The following is a 25,497-nucleotide window of genomic DNA, read 5'->3' as shown; positions in this document are numbered from 1 at the left end:
ATATATGAATGTAGCAGATGTTTATCCTAAAGTTAGGGAAATAGTTGCTGAGGTGCTAGTAATTGACGAAGAAGAAATATCACTTAATAGTCGATTAATAGTAGATCTGGGCGCTGAATCTATTGATTTTCTTGATTTAGTTTTTCAATTGGAAAAAGAATTTAAAATTAAAATTCCTCGTGGTCAATTGGAAAAGAATGCACGTGGTGATTTGGCAGAGAGTGAGTTTGAAAAAGGTGGTGTCATTACTACTGAGGGTCTAAAAGCATTACAAAGTTATTTAAGTGAAATTCCTGTAGAGCAATTCAAGACTAATATGAAAGTGAATGAAATACCCATGCTTTTTACAATAGAAACATTTTGTAAATTGGTTGTTTCTGCAATTAAAGAGCAACAAAGCGCCGCAACTGAAGCTTAGCTTCTCAGTTGTTTATTTATCTTGGTCAATAGGGTTTAATAGATACTAATGAGATTTTTATTCGTTGATCGTATAGTTGAGTTATTTCCTGGTCAGTTGATTCGGGGAATTAAACACGTTACCCAAGATGACACATTTCTTACGGTTGATGAACAGGGACGTCCTTGCTTTATCCCTTCTTTAATCGGAGAAACACTAGGTCAATTAGCGGCATGGAACGTGATGCACTGCCTAGAGTTCTCTCATAGGCCTGTTGCTGGTATTGTTGCTAAGGCCGTCATGCACAGACCTGCATATGTAGGAGAAACCTTATTACTCGAATCATTCATTGAGCGCATCGAAGATTCAGTGATGCAATATCATAGTGTGGCACGAATAGGGAATGAGGTTGTTTTTACTCTTGACGGGGCGTTAGGCCCTTTATTACCTATGGATGATTTTATCGATCCCGGCGAGGTAAAACGGCAATTTTCTGAGATTAATAGACCAGGCGATTGGTCCATTATTAGTTCAGAAAGTACCCTATTTTTGAATAGTGATTTCATGCAAAATATGGAATTACCTCTAGTATCTATGACTTTTGATAGAGTTTGTTCTTGTGAGCCAGGAGTCAGTTTAATTGCTGAAAAACGAATTACACGTGCAGCTCTTTATTTTGACGATCATTTTCCTAGAAAGCCAGTATTACCTTTAACGGTGTTATTGGAATGTAAATTAAACTTAGCGCGTGAGTTTGTTGCACGTTCAGGGTATGCGATAAGCTATCGCGTTAGCGAGCTTCGCAAAATTAAAATGAATGAATTTGTCCATCCAGGTGATGTTCTTGTGTGCTATGTAAGTGTCAAGAAACAAACCGAGGAAGAATTGATCCTTACTTTTCGTAGTGAAGTTTTAGGTAAACGTGTTTGTGTGGTGGATGTGGTGCTTATTCCTAGAGGTAAATAAAAGTGAAAAAAAGACGAGTAGCAATTACAGGTTTAGGGGCAATTTCACCTATAGGTCTCGATGTTCAATCCACATGGTCCAATTTATTAGCAGGACAGTCAGGAATTGCTAAAATCAAACAATTTGATGCGAATGCTTTTCCAACTCATATAGCGGCTGAAGTGAAAAATTTTGTTCTTGATCCTAAGTTGTCTACAAAGCGCACACGTTTTTCCATGTCATTTACACAATATGCCATTGAAGCCGCGCAACAAGCCTTCAATGATGCGGGTATTTTACCCACTGAGCAAACTGCACCACGTTGGGGCGTGGTTACAGGTAGTGGCATGATGACAGCTGAATTTGATTACCTGTCACGATTCCAAAAAATTTGTGCTCCAAATGGTGACGCTGATTGGGTGCGGTTGCTTGCTAATACTCAAGAGTTTTATAAATTATCAGACTTTGGTAAGACTACTCCTAATTCAGGTTTGTCTTTATTAATCCAGCAATTTGGAATTCGAGGGTATGCATCTTCTGTCCATACGGCATGCGCTTCAGGAGGGCAGGCTTTAGGACTGGCTATGCAGGTAATTCGTCGCGGTGAGGCTGATTTTATGTTGGCAGGGGGATTTGACTCAATGATTAATCCTTTAGGATTATCCAGCTTTTGTTTATTGGGTGCTTTATCAACCTATAATAGTACGCCAGAGACTGCAAGCCGACCTTTTGATGCGACACGTAATGGTTTTGTCTTAGGTGAAGGAGCCGCATTCTTAATTTTAGAGGAATGGAGTAAGGCAAAAGCGCGAGGTGCATCTATTTATGCCGAACTAGCAGGCGAGGGGAACTCTTTGAGTTCTTATCGAATTACTGATTCTCATCCCAATGGTGATGGCGCAATTCAAGCAATAGAACGAGCTCTTCAAGATGCGGGTATTAAAGCCTCTGATGTGGATTATATTAATGCACATGGCACATCCACTAAAATGAATGATTTAAGTGAAACTAATGCGATTAAAGCAGTGTTCGGTGAGCATGTTTCAAATTTACCAGTTAGCTCTACTAAAAGCCAAACAGGACATTTAATCGCCGCAGCAGGAGCGCTCGAAGCTGTTTTAGCCGTTAAATCTATAGAAAAGGCGCAAATACCTAAGACAGCGAACTTAACCACACCAGATCCTGAGTGTGACTTAGATTATGTGGTGGATGGACCGCGAGAACGCTCCTTAGGCGCGGTTTTATCTAATTCTTTTGGGTTTGGGGGCTCTAATAGTTGTTTGCTATTTAAGCATCCTGAGTTTGAAGGAGCAGGCCAATGAATCAGAAGAACAGAGTATTTATTACCGGACGAAGCGCATTAACCGCATCAGGAGCTACCGCAGATGCAACCTGGGATGCGATTCTTGCTGGTAAAAGTGGGATTGCAGAAATAACTCAATGGGATCTATCACAATGGCCCCATCGTTTGGGTGGAGAATTAAAAGAATTCAATCCTGCAAAAATGTTGCCGGATCGAAAATTAGTCAAAGTGATTTCACGTCAAGACGTGATGGGGATTAATGCTGCAGTTCAGGCAGTAGAGCATAGCCAGATAATCACTTATCGCGATGGGCTTGAAACGCCTAATGAGTTTAATGAGCAAACTGCAGTTTTTGTAGGATCACCTGGGAATAAATATTTTCAACAATATGATTTTTTACCTTTGTTGGCAAAGGCTCAAGGTAACATGCAACATTTCGCAGAACATTTATTTGAAACAGTACATCCTATGTGGCTGTTACGTATATTACCTAATAATGTTCTTGCATATACAGGTATTACTTATGAGTTTAAAGGTCCTAATCATAATGTAACTAATCATGCTGTTGGCGGAACGCAAGCCTTATTAGAAGCATATCATGCAATCAATAGTGGGCAAGCAGAGCGGGCTATAGTGGTGTCTTATGATATGGCTGTAGAACCCCAATCTTTGTTTTATTATGAACAATTAGGCGTGTTAAGTCACCGCCATTTAAAACCGTTTGATGAAGAACATGATGGCACTATTTTAGCGGATGGTGCTGCTGCTTTCGTGTTAGAAAGTGAAGCAAGTGTTCGAGCTCGTTCTGCGGTTTGTTATGGAGAAATTATCGGTGGATTGTCATCGAGTGAGGCGCAAGGATTATTTTCTTTAGACGCGAGTGGTCAACAACTTGCAGACTTAATTCAGCGCACTCTAGAATCTGTAACATTAAATCCTGCAGGCGTAGGTTTTATTGTTGCTCATGGGAATGGAAATAGCAAATCAGACTATAGTGAATCTCAAGCAATACAACAAGTTTTTGGCCAGCAACAGCCTGTCACTGGATTTAAATGGTCTACTGGACATACTATTTGTGCCTCTGGATTGATTGATGCTGTTCTTGCTACGTATGCACTCGAGTCAAGATGTATTCCAGGAGTGGCTAATTTTCAACGTATTGCATCAAGTTGTGATGGTTTGTCAGTAAGCGCAGATCATCGGTCATTGCAAAGTCCTTATGTATTGACCGTTAATCGAGGATTTGCCAGTATGAATGCATGTTTGGTGATTAAAGCTTGTGACTGATTTAGAACAAAAAATTAACGAATTGCCAGTGAGCTTACTAGGGCGTTTTGTCTATCAATTCTTACCCTATAAGCGGCAAATCATTATGGCGAATATTGATCGCGTCTATGGCGATCAATTAAAAATAGAGCAAAAAAAACGGCTTGCTCTATCTTATTACTCACACCTATTTAAATCCTTTAAAGAAGCAATACAATTGCGTTTTATGACAGAGGAAACCTTAAGAAATCAAGTTGAGGTTCGTGGTCATGAGAAAATGTTGGAAGTGGTAGCGCAAAAAAAAGGGGTTTTAGTTCTTACTGGCCATTTTGGTAATTGGGAGGTAGCTCCTATAGGTGGGGTTTTAAATTTTAAAGAATTTCAAGGACAGTTTCATTTTATCCGAAGAACTTTATCCATTAAATCTATTGAGCGAAGCTTATTTAAGCAATACTATCAAGTCGGTTTAAATGTGATTCCGAAAAAGAACTCTCTAGATAAAGTTTGTGCTGCATTGGAAAAAAATCATGCTGTCATTTTTGTTCTTGATCAACATGCCTCATTAGCTAATCGTGATGGTATTGCAGTGGAGTTTTTTGGTACAAAAGCCGGAACGTACCGAAGTTTAGCAACTTTATCCCGTTATACCGGAGTTCCCGTTGTTCCTGCCGCCGGTTATAGATTACCTAATGGGAAGCATGTTTTAGAGTTTTATGATCCTATTCCTTGGAAAGATTATGATACAGTTTCAGAATCTCTATATTATAATACGCTTGCATATAACCAGGCTTTAGAGCGTATTATTTTGGCTCACCCCGAGCAATGGAACTGGATGCACAAGCGTTGGAAGCTCAAACTTAAAAAAGATTAATGGACAGTCAATGGCGCCAACTTAGTGAATTAGATGTGTATCTAATCTCCTCAAAAAAGCTATAGTATAAAGAAATGTTCCCAGTTACTTACGTATCTGTTCAGGTAATGGCGTCAACTAAGTACATGTAGCCTGAATTACGGCTGCGTCTAATCCGGGCTACAAAAAAATAGGAATCAGTTTTCTTATGACGCTATTACGTGATGTTTACTTACTTGTTGATGTATTAAATGTAGGAACATGTTCCACTTTAAAACCGTCATCTTCTTCTTTAGGTGGGTTTCCAATTTTAGCCAAAAAACATCCAGCCCACTGCCATGCATTTTGTGCATACTCTGATGCATCAGTTGCATACTCAGATAAGACTTTAGTGGTGCTTGCTATAAAATCAGATGTTTGAGCGTTTTTAATGAGTTTTGGAATGGTTATAACACCTAATTCTGGCATTGCGCAATTTAACTCATCAGAAATATGTTGAAGTTGATCTGAATCTTCATTGATTTGTTTCAATAAAAAATTCACCTCGTCACGAGGTTTTTCTTTTATAACCAATTCTAATAGACGCAATTGATTGACGATAAATGGATTTTGATTATCCTTTAGCCAACGGTACAGTGTTTGGTTTTCTTCTCTTTTGCTAATGACGTAATGATATAAATTATGGAGTTTTTGTCGTGTTTCAAGCTCGTCTTTAGGTAGTGTTTGTAGTGAATAAATATCCAAAGCTTTTATGATGTCTTCAAATTTTTCTTGAGTTAAGGGAAGGGATATTTTATTTAATAAAGTCAGAAGCTCTTTTTCTGGTGTACCAACAGTGTTCAATTTTTTAATATATTTTTTAGAAGGTTTTTTAGAGGAGGGTTCAAGAGTCCATGATTCTGGGGCTATATATTCAGGTAGATTAGGTTTGAAAAAACCGGTCCAACCATAAGTCCAACATCGTTTCATCCATTTGATTACGTTCGAAAAAAAACCTTGTTCTCTAGTAAAGCTTAATTCGAGCCTTGCTTCGGTAAAAGCTTTTTGGGCAATTTGAATAATTTCCGGATTTTTTTCGGAATTGAGATTTTTTAAAGCTAAAGTACATAAATCAATTACTCTTTGGTAATTTTCTTTTCCTCCACGTAGACCAAAATAGCGAATAATTCTTTTGGTATCAAATAAAAATAATTGATAACTAATTTGTTCATCAAAAAAAGATGGATGATTTAAAAAAGTTGTAAAAATGGCTTCTTTAACTGTTGTTTCTAATTCAGAACGTGTCAGCATAAAACCGAGGTGATGTATTGCTTGAGAACGGCTTTTAAAATTATCGGAGTGTTCATAGGATTCCATATAATCATTGAGCAATTTTCTTATAGATTCAGAATTTCCCTGATAATGTATTAAAAAATACTCAAAACAATTAATGAATTTGTTATGTTTGATCAGACCACTTATAAATGAACTTTCACCAGAGCCTTCGAGTTGTTTCTGTTGTTCTTTAAAGGATTCAGGAACTACGGGATTTAAATTAATATTTTGGATCATTCTTTGCAGATTGATCTGATTATTTTGGTAAAATAATGCAATATTGCCTTCTTGAGCATTATTTTTTAAATAGCGATTTGTTAAGAAAGCACTTTTATTGGCCAATTCTTTGAAGGCAAGTTTATCATTTAAGAAAAAAAGTAATTCAATTGCGGAGGTTGAAAAAGAATGATTTTTTTCTAATAATTTTTTTGTTAATTGATTAATATAAGTAGCAAGTGTTTTATTATAATGGCCATTAAGATAGAGACGAATTGCTAAAATCAAATGAGTTTCTTTATTTGCATGCTCTAGGAATCTTTGAGGAATGTAATGAAATAATTCAAAATGTTCAATAATGTTGACAATGATTGCTTCTTTTTGGTTCGGTTCTATTTTGCTTAATTCATCAATAATATTTGTGCCTGCCAATTTCATTAAATGAGCTAATACATAATGGGCATTAGGCATGGTCGCAAAATGGTTCATCCAGTACACAATTAGTTCGTGTTTCGCATGTCTTCCAATTAAAGCTTCTGTTTGCTCTCGAGTTAGGTGGTGAAAATGAGGAATAGAACAAAGAATACTTACGGCCGCTTCAGGTTCTAATTCGCTTATCATCGTGTTTGTAAGTACCTTTAAATCGAGTTGATGTATTAGTGCATTAAGACGAGAGGGGGTATGATTATCACGAATGGTTAATCGATGTAACAACGAAGTGCCTTTTAAAGAGCTCAAATATTCTTTTTGACTTAACAGGTATATGATTAATAAAGACTTTACCTTTGAGTTTCGGATGATTTGAATGGAGTCCAGAATTTCTTGGAATGTCAAATGTCCTTCTTTGAGCGTTGTTAAAAAGTGTGTCTGAGTTGCGGTATTTTTATTAATTGCAGTTAGATAATCTGGATTTCCTATAGCCGCTTTGAATAAATCAAAACTTTGTATTTTGCTTCCTGTCATAGCCCTCTCCTATAAGACTCACATCGGTTTCCAAATTGTAAGATACGAGTTGAGCCTTCATTCAGCATAACTCTTTGTAAAAAAAATTCAATACGTGTGTTAATTTTGCCTCGATATAGGATAAATTTATTGTCTTGTATCGAATGGTTTTTGTCGTGATTGGCAAATTATATGCAGATGTTTTTATATCCTGGGCAAAGTATTATTGAGATTAAAACAGTAAGAGACTGAGTGTTTAAAATAATGTGCCTTCATAAACAAAAACAGCAGGGCCGGTTAAGCAAATTGGCTTATTAAATTCAGGCCAATCAATGAGTAAATCACCACCAGGCAAAGTTACCTTTATTTGTTTATCCAGCTTGTAATATAAACATCCTACTGCAGCGGCTGCAACAGCTCCACTGCCACACGCTTGCGTTTCGCCGCAGCCCCGTTCAAAGACTCGTAATTTAATGTGCTGCGGATTTACAATTTGCATAAATCCGACATTTGCTTGTTCGGGAAAACACGGATGAAGACTAATTTGTTTGCCTAAAGTGAGTACAGGAGCTGTTTGTATCTCTTGAACTAATAAAACAGCATGAGGGTTACCAACGCTTAGAGCATGTAGGTAAAGGGTTTCATTGTTTGAAAGTGCTACAGCGTATTTTTCAGATTGTTCTTGAGCCAGAAGCGGAATGTTTCTTGGTGCTAATTTAGGAATGCCCATATCTACACGTACGCTCTGATCTGCATTAATATACAAATCCATTTTTGTGGTTTTAGTGGCAACTGTTAAGTGGCTTTTATTTGTTAAACCATAATGCTTGACAAATAAGGCCAAACATCGTGCTCCATTTCCACATTGCCCTACTTCCTGACCATCAGCATTAAAAATTCGATAATTAAAGTCAATTCCTTCTTGCTGACTGGATTCAATAAGCAAGCATTGATCAAAACCAATCCCAGTATTACGCTGAGCCATTACTGCTATTTGTTGCGAGGTGAGGTTGATATTTTGATTAATGCCATCAATCACTATGAAATCATTGCCTAGTCCATGCATTTTGGTAAATCTAATGGTCATTATTTTTCCTATTGAAAATTACTTGCTCGAGGCATTTCTTGTTGCTTCTGGTAAATAGAGTGGTCCTTTTTGTCCACAACCAGATATAATTAAGGTGATGCCAACTATCAATACAAAGTGTAGTCGTTTCATTAAAAATGAGTTATTAATTATGAGTAGAAGAGTATTTACCACTTATTGAAGTAAAAGTTCAAGTAATAATAATATAGATTGGTCTTGTTTTGTGCATAAACAGCAAATTTTCTTACTAAACCATCTTTTTTGAACAGAGTATTTTAAAGGGTATAACTTGCACTGTGCTTATGCATTAGCGATAATTTGACTTTTTATATCAGGGGATTGGTTTTGAGTGAGTTTATAAATGAGTCTGAAGATCATGCTCAAGCATGTGTTATTTGGATGCATGGATTAGGTGCGGATGCTTCCGATATGATGGGCTTAGTAGATCAATTAACAGTTACTGATATAGTGTTACGCCATATATTTATCAATGCGCCTCAGCGTCCAGTCACGCTTAATGGTGGAATGGTTATGCCTGCATGGTATGATATTATGGGTATGAAGTTAATTGATAGAGAAGATCAGAAAGGAATCGAGCAATCTGAATTGCTGGTTCGTAAGGTTATAGACGAGCAATTAAATGCGGGTTTTTCGTACAATCAGATTTTTTTAGCTGGTTTTTCACAAGGAGGAGCTATGGCGTTACATACAGCTCTTCATACTCCAGCTCAGTTAGCTGGAGTAATTGCTTTGTCTGCTTATTTGCCTTTAGCTGCACATAATAGGCCAAAACTTGATAAAAGTACGCCTTTTTTTATAGGTTCTGGTCAATATGATCCTCTTGTCTTGCCTCAATGGACTGAATTGAGTAAAGACTGGCTATTGGATAAAGGGTATAAAAATATTTCTTATTATAAATATCCTATGGAACATTCGGTGTGTTTCGAAGAAATTAAAGATCTTAGCTTTTGGTTAAAACAAGTTGCGGGAGAAGCATAATGCCCATAGTGAAGAAATCACGTACTGTTAATTATACTTGTGAGCAAATGTTTGCTTTGGTGAATGAAGTAGAGCGTTATGCTGAGTTTTTACCTTATTGTTCAGAAAGTTTAGTGCATCATCGTGATGAAGATGAAGTGCAGGCAACTTTAGTGATTGGTGCTGCTGGAATGAGTAAATCGTTTACTACACGTAACAGGCTCCAAATTAATAAAATGATAGAAATTCGTCTTGTTGATGGCCCATTCAGTCATTTAGAAGGCTTTTGGCGTTTTGATGAAGTAGAAGAGGGTTGTAAAGTTTCTTTTGACTTGGAGTTTGAATTCGCCGGACGAATGTTTTCTATGCTTCTTGGTCCAGTATTTGAGCAAGTAACTGATAAAATGGTAGATTCTTTCTGTGAGCGAGCAAAAACAATTTATGATAAAGGTTGAGGTAGTTTATGTGCCTTTAACAAAGGCTGTTATACATAGGGCACTTGATCTCAAACTAGGGGCAACAGTTTCTGATGCGATTCATGCATCAGAAATATACTTAATTTATCCTGAAACACGTAGTTTTCCAGTGGGTATCTTTTCAAAACAAGTTTCTTTAGAGCAGGTGCTTAAAGAAGGAGACAGGATAGAAATATACAGACCGTTGATTTTAGATCCTAAAGAAAGCCGACGAAAAAAGGCGAATGTTCTTTCGGAAAAAAACAAATCGTAATCTTAGGATGCAACAGATTTTGTGTTTTACACATGCAAAAAGCCCACTAGAAGGGGAAATTTATTTAGTATTTGTACAGGGGAATGCTTGCCTCTTAGTGAAAAGATGGATTTGAGTGCAGGTTATGTGGAAATGATACTGAAGAAACGGGGGCATGCATCAGTATGTGAGGCTTTTGAAGTGTTATTTCCACGTAACCTGCGCCAAATGCAGCCTTTAGATGCATTTGGCGTAAATGTTTATATCATTTATTCTTGATTGATGTCTGGGTGTGCGAGAGCTATACCTACACCTGGATTGAGTTTGTCCCGCTCTATACGAGTCAGTCTGCCATTATGAAAATATAAGCTCACAGTTGACATAGTAATAGGCCCATGTCCCCTACGCCAAGTATATGCATAATCCCAGCGATCATGATTAAATACAGGACTCAATAAGCTTGTTCCCAATAATAGAGCTACTTCATTTTTGCTCATTCCTATTTTTAAACGGTCAAGAGTTGCTTTGGGTAGTAGGTTCCCTTGTTGTACTACCCGTCGAGAAAGGTCAAACGAGGTACATTGAGTTAGGGTTAAAGTACATACAATTCCAAGTAGAAAAATTATTATTCTCATTTTTTTGCCTATCATGAAAAATTTCGCCATAATAGCACGTCAGTTAATGAAACACACCTGCATAGTGAAGACAACTTCATTGCATTGAGGAGCACTAATGGAAGAAAGTAGACAGCTAAAAAATGCTGGATTAAAAATTACTTTGCCACGTTTAAAAGTATTACAAATCTTAGAGCAATCTCCCAATCATCATTTAAGTGCAGAAGGAGTTTACAAAGCATTGCTAGAGACAGGAGAGGATGTTGGGCTTGCCACAGTTTATCGTGTATTAACGCAATTTGAAGCCGCAGGATTAGTTACTCGCCACAATTTTGAAGGGGGGCATTCAGTATTCGAATTGAGTCAGGGTGAGCATCATGACCATTTGGTCTGTATTAAATGTGGTAGTGTGGAAGAGTTTGTTGATGAAATAATAGAAGAAAGACAAAAAACTATCGCAGATAGAGCTCATTTTCAGATGACGGACCATGCTTTAAACATTTATGGAATATGCCCCAAGTGTCAATAATTAGCGTAAATTCCATATAAAAATCAAGTTATCCCTGATACCGTTCCCTCAATAGTCTGATGTGCATTCATTGCGCTATAGTTCTTTTTTCCCGAGTAGGAAGAAGGTTTTTAGGGTACCGATTCCTTTCATTTCTATGGTTCCTCTTGGTTCCATAATGAATTCATCCTCAAGCATAAATGCCATTTTTTCTGAAATATGAATTTTATTAGGAAGGGACGTTTCTTCCAATCGGCTTGCTAAATTGACTACATTACCCCATATGTCATAAACAAATTTTTTATGTCCAATCACACCTGCAATCACAGTACCATAAGTAATACCGATGCGAAATTGGAGTTGCATCTTATTTTCTTGATTAAAGGACATCATTCTTTCCAGAATAGCTAGGGCATAGTTTGCTATATTGATTGCATGTCTTGTAGTTTGCTCAGGAACACCTGATACAGCCATATAGTTATCACCTATAGTTTTTACCTTTTCAACATGATATTTTTCAGTGAGGTTATCAAATTCTGCAAACAGGCGGTTTAAAATATTTACAGTTTTTTTAGCGCCTAATTGTTCTGTTAGCTGAGTGAAATTGATAATGTCTGCAAACATGACACTGGCTTGGGAAAACTCATCCGCAATATCTACCTCGCCCATTTTCAAGCGTGACGCAATTGGTTCGGGCAAAATATTTAATAGTAATAAATCATTTTCATCATTAACTCTGGAAATAGATTTTAGTGCATGAATAATAAAGAAAATCATGAGTATTGTTGATAAAAATGTGAAGATAAGTGTTAAAAAAATAATTCGTGACATTTTCATATCAATTTTTTCATTAGTGAGTAACGTTCGGTGTTCAACATGAGTAAAAAAAGAATGAAGTGGCTTCATAATGCCCATCTTGGCTTGTGCGTATTCATCACTAAAAACTAGGCTTTGGGCTAGTTTAGGATTAGGCTTTCCAATTATAGTATAATTCCCATCCTTATCTGGATATTTTCCTTCAACCATATTCATCGCTTTAATTTCTAACTTTACTAGCTCATTACTTCTGTGTTCCACTTCAGTCAGCATGGCAAACTCTCTCAGGGTAAAATTATGCTCTAGCATCATCGCGGCTATAGATTGTTTTTCGCCATAAGGCTGGGGGCGTTTATTGTCAATAACTAAATCCCAATAAATCTCATCGTAATCTAATGGTCTAGGTGATTTTCCATCTCGAATTGATAGAATTTCATTATAATAATCACGATACTTCTTCTCTCCAGTCATCACATAAAGTCTCACCATATCCGTTAAGTCATCAGAACTTTGACGAAGACTATCAGCGATTAGATAGGATTGGTAACGTTCATCGGCGTCAAGAGCTTCTTGTACCGCTATATGTTTTAGTGCAAATAAACTTATTATTAGACCCAACAGTGAAAGAGTCAGAAAAAAGAAAAAACACTTTAAAAGATAGGTATTTTTAAGATTGAGCCTTGTTATTTGCATTTTACGCTAAAGTTTTATCAACTTACGTTGAGAATAGCTTATTTATATTAATTGAGCTATTTCTAATAACTGATTTTAAATGCTATTCTAAAATAAGAAGGGTTATTAAAATAAGAAGTATATTTAATAAGGAATTTTTAGAACTCAGACTCGAGTTTTAACTTCACTCAGGGATTTATTCATGAAACTATTATTCTTAGGAGCTGGTAGTGGTTTAGGAACGGATTCTAAAAATTTTCAATCAAATATGCTTCTTCTCACTGATAAAGGTAAAAAACTATTAATAGATTGTGGCACTGACATTCGTTTTTCATTATCTCGGGCCCATTATATTTCTCAAGATATTGATGCAGTTTATATCAGTCATTTGCATGCCGATCACATTGGTGGTTTAGAGTGGCTTGCATTTCAACGTAAATTCGCAGTGGAGAGCAAGGCACCTCAGCTAATTATACATGAACATTTAGTCCATCTATTATGGAGTCATTCTCTCAGTGGTGGTTTAAAAACGCTTAATGAAAAAGAAGCCACCTTGAATGATTATTTTAGGGTGAATACTGTAAGTGACGATCAGATTTTTCAATGGGAAGGATTGCATTTGAATTTAATTAAAACAGTACATATTCATTCTAATAAGAAATTAATGCCAAGTTATGGTTTATACATACAGCACCATAACAAAAATTTTTTTATTACTAGTGACACACAATTTACACCCGATCGCTTTAAAAAATATTATCAGGAAGCAACATTGATTTTTCACGATTGTGAGACGCTAGAGGTACCAAGTGGAGTACATGCCCATTTTAATCAGTTAGATGCACTTGATCCTGAGATTAAAGCGAAGTGTTGGTTATATCATTATAATGATGGCAAATTACCCGATGCCCAATCCTATGGCTTCCTTGGTTTTGTTCAATGTGGCCAAGTCATCGAGCTTAAATGAATAATTGACTATAATTTAATTATACCCAAAAGTTTTAACTGATATCCTATGAAACAAAAAACTCAAAATGAAATAGGAGTAGAGGGTTTTTTGCTATTACTGAATGGAACCTTAATCTCTATTCCTTTTAATATTATTGGTGCGGGCTTACTGAGTCTTGACTTTTTTTATCATCATGTGCCCAATAATATAGTATTTTCTTGGTTCGGAGCGATTTTTTTTCTCACCCTATTTCGCTTGATTTTTAATCAAATAATTATTGCAAAAAAATACTATCAGGAGCATTTTGAGTTAACACGTTTTCTTTTCCTCGTTTTTATTTTTCTTAACGGCTTAACTTGGGGGGCGGCATTTTTTATTTTTTTACCCATTATCAATAGTGCACAACAAACGATTCTTGCTCTTGTGCTAGGAGGTATGTCTGCTGGTGGAATAGCTGCATTAGCAATTTATCTTGCTGCTTTTTATGCGTATGTGTTGCCTATGTTTGTACCCATCATTATTTATGATTTTTATTCGTTGAATCCAGATATGGTAATTACTGGAGTTTTGTATTCTATGTTTTTGATATTGATATGTATGACGGCAAGAGTAAACTCTCGATTGCTCCATGCTACCTTCAAATTGGATAGAGAAAAAGACATATTAATTAAAGAATTAAAGGTTTCAAACCTCAAGCTGGAAAAATCTATTGGTGAGGCTAGGGCGATGTCAATTACTGATTCGTTGACTGGTTTATATAATAGACGTTATTTTGATATGATTTTTTATAATGAATTAAAAAAAGCACAACGTAACCAGTATGCTATAAACTTAGTACTTATTGATATCGATAATTTTAAATACATCAATGATACTTTTGGCCATCCTTCAGGGGACGATTTTTTAGTTTATGTAGCAAGTTCACTAAAAAAATCTGCAAAACGTGCTAATGATATTATTTTTCGTCTAGGTGGCGATGAGTTTGCTTTAATTTTATCAAATATGTTACTTACTGATGTCATGTATTTTTGCGGCGCTTTACAAAATAGATTTGATAATAACAATCAACATAAAAATGTTACTTTGAGTATGGGAGTGATCTGTATTTCTTCATTTCAATCATTGGATCTCCAAACAGTGATTACAGCTGCAGATCGTACGCTCTATCAAGCTAAAAAAGACGGGAAAAACAAAATTATTGCAAAAGTAATTAATTGATAATTTTTATTCATTTTATTCTTAAAATTTGATCTGTTTCATTGCTATAATGCCTTCTCTTTTAATTTAGCAGTATGGATATTTATGTGGATTGTATGGATTGCTCTCTCGCGACCTTACACGTTTATTGTTATGGCTCTTATGCTTCTTATTATTGGGCCTTTAGCAATTATGCGTACCCCCACAGATATTTTTCCTGATATCAATATTCCAGTTGTGAGTGTGGTATGGACTTACACTGGATTACCTCCTGATGAAATGGGCGATCGTATTACTAGCGTTTTCGAACGTGCGGTCACTACTACTGTTAATGATATTGAACACATCGAATCTCAATCGTTGATTGGTGTGAGCGTTGTTAAATTGTATTTTCAAAAAGGGGTGAATGTAGATATAGCTTTAAGCCAAGTCACTGCAATCGCTCAAACTATATTACGTAACTTGCCGCCGGGGACTTTACCCCCCTTAATTTTAAGCTATAAGGCATCGACTGTCCCTGTATTACAACTTGTGTTATCGAGTTCAACGATTCCTGAGCAGAAGTTAAATGATATAGGAAATAATTTCATTCGTACTCAGCTTGCAACAGTTCAAGGTGCATCACTGCCTTATCCTTATGGCGGTAAAATTCGACAAATCATGGTCGATCTGGATACACAAGCTATGCAAACTTATGGTATTTCCGCCAAAGAGGTAAATGAGGCAATACTCGCCCAAAACCTCATTATTCCTGCAGGTACGCAAAAAATAGGTGATTATGAATATATTGTTAAACTCAATGGTAGTCCTCTTGTTGCAGTTGAATTAAATGATGTGCCCGTTAAAACGACACCTGGTCGTGTGTTGTATATTCGTGATGTAGGCCATGTGCGTGATGGCTTCGCACCACAAACGAATATTGTTAGAGTAGATGGACATAGGGCGGTAATGATGTCTATAGAAAAAACTGGAAATGCATCAACACTGGATATTGTCAGTCGTGTTAAGGGTATGATTCCTAAAATAAAGAATATGTTACCTGATGGACTTCAATTGTCTTATTTTGCCGATCAATCCATTTTTGTCACCGCTGCTATTCGCGGGGTAATTACAGAAGGAGTAATCGCTGCTGCATTAACAGGGTTAATGATTCTGCTCTTTTTAGGGAGCCTGCGTAGTACTTTGATCATCACTTTGTCAATTCCTTTATCGATTATTACTTCGATAACTATTCTTTCTGCATTGGGCGAAACAATAAATATTATGACCTTAGGGGGACTAGCTCTAGCCGTGGGTATTTTAGTGGATGATGCTACAGTAGCTATTGAAAACATTAACTGGAATTTGGAACAAGGCAAAGAAGTAGAACAAGCTATTCTAGATGGAGCAAAACAAATTGCAATACCTGCGCTTGTATCAACTTTATGTATTTGTATTGTTTTTGTGCCCATGTTTTTTCTTGGTGGGGTTGCGCAATATTTATTTGTACCTTTAGCTGAGGCCGTTATTTTTGCGATGCTTATGTCTTATATATTATCACGTACTCTTGTTGCTACCTTAGCGAAATATTGGTTACGCAAGCATGAGCTCAATGTTGAAGAAGAAAAAAAGAAAAGTCTTCTGGAGCGTGTCCATGGAAGATTTGAAGAAAAGTTTGCACTTTTGCGTTCTCGATACTTTGATGCGCTTTCCTGGGTATTAAATAATGCTAAAATTTTTATTACCTGCTTTTTAGGATTTGTTGGGGTTTCAATAGTATTGCTATGGCCATGGTTGGGTTCGAATTTTTTTCCTGATGTGGATGCGGGGCAAATTAAGTTACATATTAGTGCGCCAACAGGGACGCGGGTAGAAGAAACTGCACGGACTGTAGACAATATTGATACGCTTATTCGTCAAGTAATTCCTCCTAAAGACTTAGGAAGTATTGTTGATAATATAGGTTTACCTACAAGTGGAATTAATTTATCGTACAGTAATTCGGCGACGAATGGACCAGAAGATGCTGATATTTTAATTTCGCTAAAAGAAGGACATCGTCCAAGTTCCGATTATGTGCATCAACTCAGATCGATTTTACGAGAACATTTTCCATCAGTAACCTTTGCTTTTTTACCTGCAGATATTGTCAATCAAATTATTAATTTTGGTTTACCTTCTCCGATCAATATCCAGGTGATTGGTTTAAAGAAAAAGGAAAATGCTGAATATGCCAATAAATTATTAAATCAACTAAAATTGATTCCAGGCCTCGTTGATGGACGGATAAGACAAAAAAATAATTATCCTGAGTTTTTTGTTGACGTGGATCGTAGCTTGGCTCGTGAACTAGGATTTACTCAATACGATGTTGCTTCTGATTTGTTGGTAACATTGTCGGGTAGTTTTCAAACGACGCCCACATTTTGGTTGGATCCTCGAAATGGAGTTTCTTACCCTATTGTGACTCAGGCACCCCAATATGTAATGACTTCATTAAACGATTTACGTAATATTCCTATTGGAAGTTTAACCGTGCCGAGTCAATTGCAAATTTTAGGTGCTTTTGCCACACTGAAACGTACATGGACTTCAGTTGTTGAATCACATTACAATGTGCAGCCAGTAATTGATATTTTTGCAACAATACAAGATAGAGATTTGGGTTCAGTAGCAAGTGATATTGAGAAAGTTATTGATCAAACTAAAAAGGATGTTCCTAAAGGATCGTCAGTAGTTATTCGTGGTCAAATTGATACTAAAGAGCATGCGTTCAGTGGACTTTATTGGGGGTTGGCTTTCTCAATTTTATTGGTTTATTTATTAATTGTAATTAATTTTCAATCATGGACAGATCCTTTTATTATTATCACCGCATTACCTGCTGCAATTGCAGGAATTAGTTGGATGTTATTTATGACTCATACCCCATTAAGTGTGCCTGCTTTGACTGGTGCAATTATGTGTATGGGGGTTGCAACGGCAAATAGTATTCTTATTATTAGCTTTGCCAGGGATCATTTGGCTACAGAAAATAATCCAATGCAAGCTGCTCTTGAAGCAGGGAAGACGCGTTTAAGACCCGTGATGATGACTGCTTTAGCGATGATTATTGGTATGTTTCCCATGGCGTTAGGATTGGGAGATGGAGGCGAGCAGAATGCGCCATTAGGACGAGCAGTAATTGGTGGTTTATCATTTGCTACCCTAGCAACGCTTTTTTTTGTCCCTACTGTTTTTTATGTAATTCACGAGCGTAATTTGAGGAAAAAGCAAAGGAAAGAGCATGCTTAAAACAATTCACTCCCATTTACATAAGCATAGGCATACGCGATTAGTTATCGCTCTGGCTGTGTTTTTATTGATTCTACTTCTTATTATTTTTTTTCGTGTTTATGCGTCTATTCGTTTGCGTAATGAGACTAGAGCTGACGCTGTACCTGTGGTAAGGGTGATGACGGCGGAACAAGAAAAAGGCATGGACCGAATTGTTTTACCCGGTAATGTTCAAGCTTGGCATGAGTCACCTATCTATGCCCGCACGAATGGGTATGTGAAACAATGGTATGTAGATATTGGCAGTCGTGTTAAAACAGGAGATCTGCTTGCAGTAATAGAAACTCCTGAGCTTGATGCACAAGAACGTCAGGCAAGAGCTGATTTGAAGGTTGCAATTGCTAATAATAAAATCGCACAAATTACCGCAAAACGTTGGCTTCATTTGGTAAAAACGGAGTCTGTATCACAACAAGAAACTGATGAAAAAGTGAGTATAGCTGCTGCACAAGAGGCTGCCGTGTATGCAGCGCAGGCTAATCTTCAGCGCTTGCAAGAGTTAGTTGGTTTCGAGCGTGTTATAGCCCCATTTGATGGGGTGATTACAGATCGTGCAACGGACATAGGTGATCTTATTGATGCAGGAAGTAGTACTACTGCGCAACCTTTATTTCGCATTGCTCAGACGAGTCCTCTACGGATTTATGTAAAAATTCCTCAATATTACTCAGCCCGTATTAAGCCTGATATGGCGGTAAAGTTGCATTTTGCAGAGCATCCAAAACAGACATTTTCTGCTAAATTATTTGAAACAGCCCATGCTATCGACCCTAAAACGCGTACTTTATTGGCTCAATTTACAACTAAAAACAAAAAAGGGGAGCTATTGCCTGGAGGTTATACTGAAGTATTGTTTCGTTTGGATGTTCCACCTAATACAGTGATTCTCCCAGTGAATACCTTACTTTTTCGTGCTCAGGGATTACAAGTGGCTGCTTTAGATAAAGACAATACAGTGATGCTCAAGTCCATAACTGTTCGTCGTGATTTTGGTTCTAAGATTGAAATCGCAACAGGTGTTATGCCTGGTGATCGAATTATACTGAATCCTCCGGATGGGATTATCAATGGAGAAACGGTACGGGTTGTTTCATGAATAGATTGATGAGTCTAGGTGTATTTGTTTTGGCGTTAGCAGGTTGCTCCTTAGCCCCAAATTATCAGCGACCTGCGATGCCTATTCCAGAACATTTTAAAGAACCGGGGCAATGGATAGAAATTAAATCAACACCTAAATTGATAGCTCCGAATGCTTGGTGGGAAGCTTTTCATGATCCCGTTTTAAATGATTTACAAAAACAGCTGAATTTAGCAAACCAAGATTTAAAGCTGGCTTATGCCCGTTTTCAAGAGGCGATTTCTATAGTTCAAATTGCTCGTTCCAATTTTTATCCTAATGTTCAAGGCTTATTAAATGGAAATAGAGAGCAAACATCAAACACTATAGCAAATCCTGCGAAACAATCTCTTTTCAATAACGTTTTAGTCGGCGGGTATCTTACTTATGAGGTTGATGCCTGGGGAAGTATTCGTAACGCAGTTAAGGCAAGCGAAAGCCTTGCTCAGGCTAGTGCATCCGATATGGCCTCAGTCCGTTTGAGTTTGCAGGCCGAACTTACAAATAATTATTTTGCATTACGAGGAAGTGATGAAGCACAACGTATCTTGGATACGACAGTTATTGCGTATCAGAAAGCCCTTTATTTAACGAAACAGCGATATCAAGGCGGGGCTTCGCCTATTGCGAATGTTGATGAAGCTGAAACACAATTAGAAAATGCGAAAACATTGGCCGCAGACATACGATTACAACGAGCTCAATTAGAACATGCGATTGCGGTTTTAGTAGGACAAATACCAAGCGAGTTTTCAATAGCTCCAGGTAAACTTCCAAAGAGTTTACTTGCAATTAGCCCTAATTTGCCTTCAACTCTTTTAGAGCGCAGACCTGATATTGTGGCAGCAGAATCACGTGTACAAGCTGCGAATGCTACTATTGGTGTAGCACGGGCTGCTTTTTTTCCTGTGATTAGCTTAACGGGTACAGGTGGTTTTCAAAGTCAAAGTTTTTCAAATCTTTTTTCGAAACCCAGTCTCTTTTGGTCTCTTGGGCCCTTTAGCTTATTCACATTATCCCAACCTATAGTGCAACAAACACTCTTTGATGGGGGTCGCTTACGTGGATTGTTAAATCAAGCTAAAGCCCAATATTTTGAAACAGTGGCGCAGTATCGGCAAACAGTTCTCACTGCTTTCCAAGATGTAGAGGATAGTCTTATAGCAATGCACCAGTTAGATAAAGAAATTCACACTCAAGAAGCTGCAACTCGTGCTGCTATAAGAGCTTGGAATCAGGAGATATATCGATATAAAGGGGGATTAATTACTTTTCTGCAAGTGGTGATTGTGGAGAATATAGCATTGCAATCAGAACTTTCATTAGTCAATATACGTACACGTCGTCAAATTGCTAGTGTGCAATTAATTAAAGCTCTAGGGGGCGGTTGGTCTTTGGATATGGGAGAAAGAAAGACTGCCCTTGCTCTTTCTCATACGCCAAAAAAACGGTAATTAATTTACATAAAGACCATGAGTGGATGAAAACAAAACTCAAAGCAAGAGTGCTGAACTTATTGCTGATTTGACTTCACCCACACGGTAAAGCTTATCCTTCTAGTCAAGATAAATCGTATACGAATAAGTATTAAAACCATCATATTGAGTACTAACATAACGCAATCCATTGCAAGAAGAGTGAACTACGGGATGATTTATTAATGGGCCATCTTTTATATCGAGGACACACCAGTTGTTTTGCTCATCACCAACAGTCACTAGAGCATAGCCAGCGTGACATTGATAAGAGTCAGTGATCTCAAAGCTATGAGGACCTAATATTTGCAACAGTACATCTTGATCACTATATCCACGTGTAATAACGACACCAGGGTGAGATGCACTGTAGATACGAAAATAATCTTTATAACCGCACCAAGATTGTTCTGCGTGTACATTGCTCATCATTAAGCTTGCTGCCAGTACCATCCATTTTTTCATTTCGGAGCACCTTTTTATTTTTATTGTTAAAGTCGGGGCAAATTATAGGGAAGTCTTGAGTATAAAACAATCATTAAACTATTCCGCTGCAAAGCCTTTTGATGCACTGGCAAAAGTTGGTTTTGCGAACCAAATGATGATGAGTAAAAATATGAAAATCCAGGCTGCAAGTCTAAAAATATCGTTGGTAGCTAACATATAGGCTTGGTTTATGACAGTTGTGTAGAGAACTCCAAAGCTTTTTATGCCTGATATGCCTAGCGTATGCAGTTGTTCTGTAGTTTTCTGAACTAAAGGATTATATGCAGTTATTTGTTCAACAAGCTGACTTTGGTGTAATGCTTCTCTATTGTTCCACAGAGTGAGACTGATTGATGTGCCAAAACTACTACCTAAGATGCGACAGAAATTAGCAAGTCCAAGAGCACTGGCTAGTCGTTCGGGAGGGAGCTCAGCTAAAATTAAAGCAATTAATGGTGTAAAGAAAAATGCAAGTCCAATACCTTGAAGGAATCGAGGTTCAATTAATTGAATAAAACCCATACCTGTGTAAAAAGTAGACTGCCACATCGAAGTGAGTGTAAATACAATAAAACCAATGCTGATAATAATGCGTAAATCAAATTTACCCATGTAATTGCCAACAATAGGGGTTAAAAAAAAGGGTAAAACTCCTACTGGAGCAACTGCAAGACCTGCCCAAGTTGGGGTATAGCCCATTTGCGTTTGTAGCCATAATGGGAAAATAACCACCGTGGCAAAATAAACAAGAAAGCCCAAAGTAAGACTGATCGTTCCTATTGCAAAATTTCGCTGGGTAAATAAACGTAAATCGATAATTGGATTATTTTGAGTGAGAAGCCAAATAATTAAAAAGCTTAGTGTGACTGTGGAGATAATTGCTAAAGTAATAATAAAATTAGAGTGAAACCAGTCTGAATCGTATCCTTTATCTAATAAAACTTGCAAACACCCAATACCAATGGTTAATAACAATAAACCAATATAATCAATGGGTAATTTAGAGATAGGGGTTTCTCTACCACTAAGTGTTATCATAGTGAAGATAACAGAAAAAATTCCAACGGGTACGTTAATGTAAAAAATCCATGGCCAAGTATAATTGTCCGTGATGATTCCGCCCATAATGGGGCCAAATATTGGGCCTACAACAGCAGTCATAGCCCATATACCGGTCGCCAACCCTCTTTTTTCTGGCGGATAATTAGCAAGTAAGATACTTTGAGATAATGGAATCATAGGTCCTGAAACAGCACCTTGAATTACTCGAAAAAAAACCAGCATCCCTAAATTCATTGATAATCCGCAGAGTACGGAAGCGACTGTAAATAATGCGGTGGAAAAAACAAAAAGACGTACTTCGCCAAACCGTTTTGCTAGCCACCCTGTAAGGGGTAGCATAATGGCTTGACTGACTGCAAATGAGGTGATAACCCAAGTGCCATTATCAGGACTTACTCCTAGATCTCCTGCAATAGTTGGAATGGCTACATTAGCAATAGAAATATCTAAGACATTCATAAAAATTGCTAAAGACAATGAAACTGTCATTAAGATCAATCTACTGCCAGTAAGAGGTGGTAGATCAGTCATTATGATTTGCTCCTGTGTAAAAACATATCTGGGGAGTTTGTTTGCAAAATGTCGTTAATAAGAGGTTCCACTTCTGCTAATTGTTTTTTGTAAACTTTTGTTTGAAATTTCAATGCGGGTTCTGATTTTTTAGGGAGTCTACTTCCCTTTAAATTGTGGATATCAATAGTAACGCGCATAGACAACCCTAATTGTAACGGGTTCTTTTTCAATTCATCGGAATTTAAACTAATGCGAACAGGAAGTCTTTGTACGATTTTAATCCAGTTTCCGGTTGCATTTTGTGGTGGCAATAACGCAAAGGCTGAACCTGTGCCTGCATTTAATCCAACAATTTTGCCATGATATGTAATTCCAGGATAGGCATCAGCATAAATAGTAACGGGTTGACCGATGCGGATATCATTAAGTGCGGATTCTTTGTAATTTGCATCAATCCATGTATCGTCAAGTGGGATAATTGCTAACATAACAGAGTTCATTGAGACTTGTTGGCCAGGCTGAACACTGCGTTTAGCAACATAACCTGTAATGGGGGCTTTAATGATTGTTCTTTGTAAGTCCAGATAAGCCTTTTTTAAATTTGCTTTGGCAGCTTCTACAAGCGGATGAGTATAGAGTTGCGAGTTTTCGACTAAGGCAAGTGCTGCGTCTAAGTGATGCAACGAAAGATCATAGGTTGCCTGGGCTGCTTCCAAAGCAGTTTTATAGTGTTGCATTTCTTCGCGTGATACGGCGCGATTACCCATTAATCCTTGTCGACGTTGCAAATCGAGCTGGGCTTGAACTAAATTGGCTTTATCCAAAATTACTTTTTGTCGTGCCTCAGCTGCATTTTCAAAATACTGGCGAACTTGGCGGACAGTTTGAGCTAAATCTGCTTTAGCTTTTTGTAATGCGACTCTATAATCAGCGGAATCCAATTTAATTATAGTTTGTCCTTCAATAACTAATTGAGTTTCATCAGTATCTATTTCAATTACAGTACCAGCTACTTGCGGCATGAGCTGTACCATATTGCCGTTGACATATGCATCATCAGTGTAAAGTTCAAATTGTCCCCAAATCAACCAATAGATAAGCCATATCAAAGCAATAAGCAAAAAGACGCCGCCGAGTATTAGCATGGCGATTTTACGTTTATGTAAGGTTTCTGGAGTCGTCCCTTCTTTTCTAGTTTCAGTTTCTTTGTTTTCAGCCATGATCTAAAGCTCTCCACCTAAAGCTGTTAATAAGGCTATAAAAGCTTGTTTCTGACGGGTCTGTAACTGTTGTAACGTCGCTTTTTGCTGTATTAATAATTGTTTTAGTTCAATAAGTTGGGGGTAATCAATAATTCCTTGAGTATAACGTGCTTGGAATAGTTTGTAATTGGATTCTGTAGTATTGAATGCTTGATTTTGTGCAGCAATTTGTGTTTTAAGCGTTTTTAAGGTAGATAATTGATCACTAACTTGTTGTAAGGAATTTAAAATTGTTTGATTATATTGATTTACTGCAAGTTCGTATTGTGTATAGCTTACGCCAAGATTTGCTCGCCGAGCTCCCGCATCAAAAATAGGTAAATCAACAGCAGCACTGGCATTGTCATTTTCAAACCATATATTAAAAGCCTTACTAAAATAAACGCTTTGTACGCTTAATAAACCCTTCAAATTTATATTAGGAAAAAATGCAGTTTTAGCGACATTTATTTGATGTGCTGCGGATTCTGTAATTGCGCGTGCCGAAGCAATATCAGGTCGTTGGGCAAGAATATTTGCAGGAATTATTTTGGGGAGAGTCAGTTGCTTTTGGTCATATACAAAAGTGGTGACATCCACTTGAGTGGAAAAAGGATTTTTTCCCATTAATACAGCCAGCTGATGGCGTGATTGCATCTCTGCTCGTTTGAAATTTTCTACAGAGAGTATGGCTGTTTGGTAATTTGCTAATGCAGTTTTTACTGGGATATTCGATGTGATGCCCTGTTTTTCACGATCTAAAATGATGTCTGCAAGTTGTTTTAATAAGCGCACATTTTCTTTTGCTAAACGTTGCTGGGTAATATTATTTTGTAGTTCAAAATAAGTTGTTGCAACTGCAGCACTCACCACCAGTCGAGTTTCAGCCAGATCCATTTGTGCAGCAAAGGATTCACTGATTTTGCTTGCTAAGTTTTCCCTGTTTTTTCCCCAGAAATCAAGTTCATAATTAAAGTTGAAACCAATATCTGCAATGTTTGCTTGGTTGATTCTGGTTAGGAGAGGGCGTAGATCAGGAGGGATGGTTCCATGTATAGGAAAGTAAGCTTTTTCTAAAGACCCATCAAGGTTCATTGTTGGCCAAAGTGTTGAATAGGCCATTTTTGCAAGCTGTTGCGCACGCTCAACACGTGCTTTAGCACTATGTATATTAGGAGCATCAACAAGCGCTACGGAAATAAGTTGATTTAGTTGAGGATCATTAAAATGTTTAAGATAAGGTATTGATTTATTTTTAGGAATTTTATAAATATGTTCCACGGATAAATTATCCGTTTTAATGGGTTTTGTCTTGGCCTGTATTTCACCAAATAAAGAGCAGCCCGTTACTGTTAACGCACTTAATAGACTGATGATGAAGGTTATGCGCACATTTAAATCCCTTTTTATATCAGGTCTTGTACTTTATCAACTTTTTAAAAGAAAAACATTAAGGATCAACCGACTTATTGATAATGAAAAAATTTATGGGTTTCTAAGTTTATAAAATATGGACTAGAATAATT

24 protein-coding genes are annotated in these 25,497 nt (G+C 37.2%); 15 read left to right on the top strand and 9 right to left on the bottom strand.

Annotation, left to right across the window (positions count from 1 at the left end):
• The first annotated feature begins 4 nt into the window (after positions 1-4).
• Genes Lsan_RS08650 through Lsan_RS08630 form a run of 5 tightly spaced genes read left to right on the top strand, consistent with a single transcriptional unit; the run spans position 5 to position 4,782 of the window.
• Positions 5-418, top strand: a complete 414-nt coding sequence (locus Lsan_RS08650; RefSeq protein WP_058514021.1) for an acyl carrier protein — start codon at positions 5-7, stop codon at positions 416-418.
• A 48-nt stretch (positions 419-466) separates the two neighbouring features.
• Positions 467-1,363 (top strand): ApeI family dehydratase, encoded by an 897-nt coding sequence (locus Lsan_RS08645; protein ID WP_058514020.1) that lies wholly within the window; start codon positions 467-469, stop codon positions 1,361-1,363.
• 2 nt (positions 1,364-1,365) lie between these two features.
• Positions 1,366-2,664, top strand: coding sequence for a beta-ketoacyl-[acyl-carrier-protein] synthase family protein (locus tag Lsan_RS08640; RefSeq protein WP_058514019.1), 1,299 nt, complete (start codon positions 1,366-1,368; stop codon positions 2,662-2,664).
• Positions 2,661-3,932: a beta-ketoacyl-[acyl-carrier-protein] synthase family protein gene (locus Lsan_RS08635; RefSeq protein ID WP_058514018.1), complete on the top strand. Its 1,272-nt coding sequence runs from the start codon at positions 2,661-2,663 to the stop codon at positions 3,930-3,932. Before Lsan_RS08640 ends, Lsan_RS08635 begins: the two co-directional genes overlap by 4 nt.
• Entirely contained in the window at positions 3,925-4,782 is an 858-nt protein-coding gene (locus Lsan_RS08630) for a lysophospholipid acyltransferase family protein (protein WP_058514017.1), read from the top strand. Before Lsan_RS08635 ends, Lsan_RS08630 begins: the two co-directional genes overlap by 8 nt.
• A 207-nt stretch (positions 4,783-4,989) precedes the next feature.
• On the opposite strand, the gene Lsan_RS08625 is transcribed toward Lsan_RS08630, so the two are convergent.
• The 3 genes from Lsan_RS08625 to lptM form a co-directional block, all read right to left on the bottom strand.
• Entirely contained in the window at positions 4,990-7,254 is a 2,265-nt protein-coding gene (locus tag Lsan_RS08625) for a hypothetical protein (RefSeq protein WP_058514016.1), read from the bottom strand.
• Positions 7,255-7,489: 235 nt separating this feature from the next.
• Positions 7,490-8,320: a diaminopimelate epimerase gene (gene dapF, locus Lsan_RS08620; RefSeq protein WP_058514015.1), complete on the bottom strand. Its 831-nt coding sequence runs from the start codon at positions 8,318-8,320 to the stop codon at positions 7,490-7,492.
• 18 nt (positions 8,321-8,338) lie between these two features.
• Positions 8,339-8,452 (bottom strand): LPS translocon maturation chaperone LptM, encoded by a 114-nt coding sequence (lptM, locus tag Lsan_RS21515; RefSeq protein ID WP_083505105.1) that lies wholly within the window; start codon positions 8,450-8,452, stop codon positions 8,339-8,341.
• A 213-nt stretch (positions 8,453-8,665) separates the two neighbouring features.
• Between lptM and Lsan_RS08615 the strand changes: the two genes are divergently transcribed.
• The 4 genes from Lsan_RS08615 to Lsan_RS22020 all read left to right on the top strand — a co-directional run bounded on the left by Lsan_RS08615 (position 8,666) and on the right by Lsan_RS22020 (position 10,285).
• The gene (locus Lsan_RS08615) at positions 8,666-9,319 is read left to right on the top strand and encodes an alpha/beta hydrolase (RefSeq protein WP_083505104.1); all 654 of its coding nucleotides are present in this window, start codon (positions 8,666-8,668) and stop codon (positions 9,317-9,319) included.
• Positions 9,319-9,753, top strand: coding sequence for a type II toxin-antitoxin system RatA family toxin (locus Lsan_RS08610; protein ID WP_058514014.1), 435 nt, complete (start codon positions 9,319-9,321; stop codon positions 9,751-9,753). The genes Lsan_RS08615 and Lsan_RS08610 overlap by 1 nt, the downstream gene beginning before the upstream one ends.
• Positions 9,740-10,027: an RnfH family protein gene (locus tag Lsan_RS08605; protein ID WP_058514013.1), complete on the top strand. Its 288-nt coding sequence runs from the start codon at positions 9,740-9,742 to the stop codon at positions 10,025-10,027. The genes Lsan_RS08610 and Lsan_RS08605 overlap by 14 nt, the downstream gene beginning before the upstream one ends.
• 87 nt (positions 10,028-10,114) lie before the next feature.
• Entirely contained in the window at positions 10,115-10,285 is a 171-nt protein-coding gene (locus tag Lsan_RS22020) for a hypothetical protein (RefSeq protein ID WP_157068291.1), read from the top strand.
• Here Lsan_RS22020 and Lsan_RS08600 read toward each other — a convergent pair.
• Positions 10,276-10,641, bottom strand: coding sequence for an outer membrane protein assembly factor BamE (locus Lsan_RS08600; protein WP_237762075.1), 366 nt, complete (start codon positions 10,639-10,641; stop codon positions 10,276-10,278). The genes Lsan_RS22020 and Lsan_RS08600 overlap by 10 nt on opposite strands.
• 97 nt (positions 10,642-10,738) lie before the next feature.
• On the opposite strand from Lsan_RS08600, the gene fur reads away from it, so the two are divergent.
• Positions 10,739-11,149: a ferric iron uptake transcriptional regulator gene (fur, locus tag Lsan_RS08595; protein ID WP_058514011.1), complete on the top strand. Its 411-nt coding sequence runs from the start codon at positions 10,739-10,741 to the stop codon at positions 11,147-11,149.
• A gap of 75 nt (positions 11,150-11,224) precedes the next feature.
• Here the strand turns inward: fur and Lsan_RS08590 are convergent, their stop codons facing one another.
• Positions 11,225-12,637: an adenylate/guanylate cyclase domain-containing protein gene (locus Lsan_RS08590; protein ID WP_058514010.1), complete on the bottom strand. Its 1,413-nt coding sequence runs from the start codon at positions 12,635-12,637 to the stop codon at positions 11,225-11,227.
• Positions 12,638-12,818: 181 nt separating this feature from the next.
• Between Lsan_RS08590 and Lsan_RS08585 the strand changes: the two genes are divergently transcribed.
• From Lsan_RS08585 to Lsan_RS08565, 5 genes are all read left to right on the top strand, one after another.
• Positions 12,819-13,583 carry an MBL fold metallo-hydrolase gene (locus tag Lsan_RS08585; protein WP_058514009.1) on the top strand — a complete coding sequence of 255 codons (765 nt, stop codon included), beginning with the start codon at positions 12,819-12,821 and terminating at the stop codon, positions 13,581-13,583.
• 48 nt (positions 13,584-13,631) lie between these two features.
• Positions 13,632-14,783: a GGDEF domain-containing protein gene (locus Lsan_RS22930; protein WP_065236290.1), complete on the top strand. Its 1,152-nt coding sequence runs from the start codon at positions 13,632-13,634 to the stop codon at positions 14,781-14,783.
• Positions 14,784-14,867: 84 nt separating this feature from the next.
• The gene (locus Lsan_RS08575) at positions 14,868-18,035 is read left to right on the top strand and encodes an efflux RND transporter permease subunit (protein WP_058514008.1); all 3,168 of its coding nucleotides are present in this window, start codon (positions 14,868-14,870) and stop codon (positions 18,033-18,035) included.
• Positions 18,028-19,173 (top strand): efflux RND transporter periplasmic adaptor subunit, encoded by a 1,146-nt coding sequence (locus Lsan_RS08570; RefSeq protein ID WP_058514007.1) that lies wholly within the window; start codon positions 18,028-18,030, stop codon positions 19,171-19,173. Before Lsan_RS08575 ends, Lsan_RS08570 begins: the two co-directional genes overlap by 8 nt.
• Positions 19,170-20,648, top strand: coding sequence for an efflux transporter outer membrane subunit (locus Lsan_RS08565; RefSeq protein WP_058514006.1), 1,479 nt, complete (start codon positions 19,170-19,172; stop codon positions 20,646-20,648). Before Lsan_RS08570 ends, Lsan_RS08565 begins: the two co-directional genes overlap by 4 nt.
• A gap of 102 nt (positions 20,649-20,750) precedes the next feature.
• On the opposite strand, the gene Lsan_RS08560 is transcribed toward Lsan_RS08565, so the two are convergent.
• The 4 genes from Lsan_RS08560 to Lsan_RS08545 form a co-directional block, all read right to left on the bottom strand.
• The gene (locus Lsan_RS08560; protein ID WP_058514005.1) at positions 20,751-21,134 is read right to left on the bottom strand and encodes a hypothetical protein; all 384 of its coding nucleotides are present in this window, start codon (positions 21,132-21,134) and stop codon (positions 20,751-20,753) included.
• Between the two features lie 78 nt (positions 21,135-21,212).
• A complete protein-coding gene (locus tag Lsan_RS08555) occupies positions 21,213-22,748 on the bottom strand; it encodes a DHA2 family efflux MFS transporter permease subunit (RefSeq protein WP_058514004.1) in 1,536 nt (511 codons plus the stop codon).
• Positions 22,748-23,950: an HlyD/EmrA/EmrK family protein gene (locus Lsan_RS08550; RefSeq protein WP_058514003.1), complete on the bottom strand. Its 1,203-nt coding sequence runs from the start codon at positions 23,948-23,950 to the stop codon at positions 22,748-22,750. Before Lsan_RS08550 ends, Lsan_RS08555 begins: the two co-directional genes overlap by 1 nt.
• Before the next feature lie 3 nt (positions 23,951-23,953).
• The gene (locus tag Lsan_RS08545; protein WP_058514002.1) at positions 23,954-25,363 is read right to left on the bottom strand and encodes an efflux transporter outer membrane subunit; all 1,410 of its coding nucleotides are present in this window, start codon (positions 25,361-25,363) and stop codon (positions 23,954-23,956) included.
• Positions 25,364-25,497 lie beyond the last annotated feature (134 nt).

The organism is Legionella santicrucis (genome assembly GCF_001468135.1).
Lineage (GTDB): Bacteria > Pseudomonadota > Gammaproteobacteria > Legionellales > Legionellaceae > Legionella > Legionella santicrucis.
The sequence above is the reverse complement of the archived record's forward strand: the minus strand, read 5'-3'. Positions and strand labels throughout refer to the sequence as shown.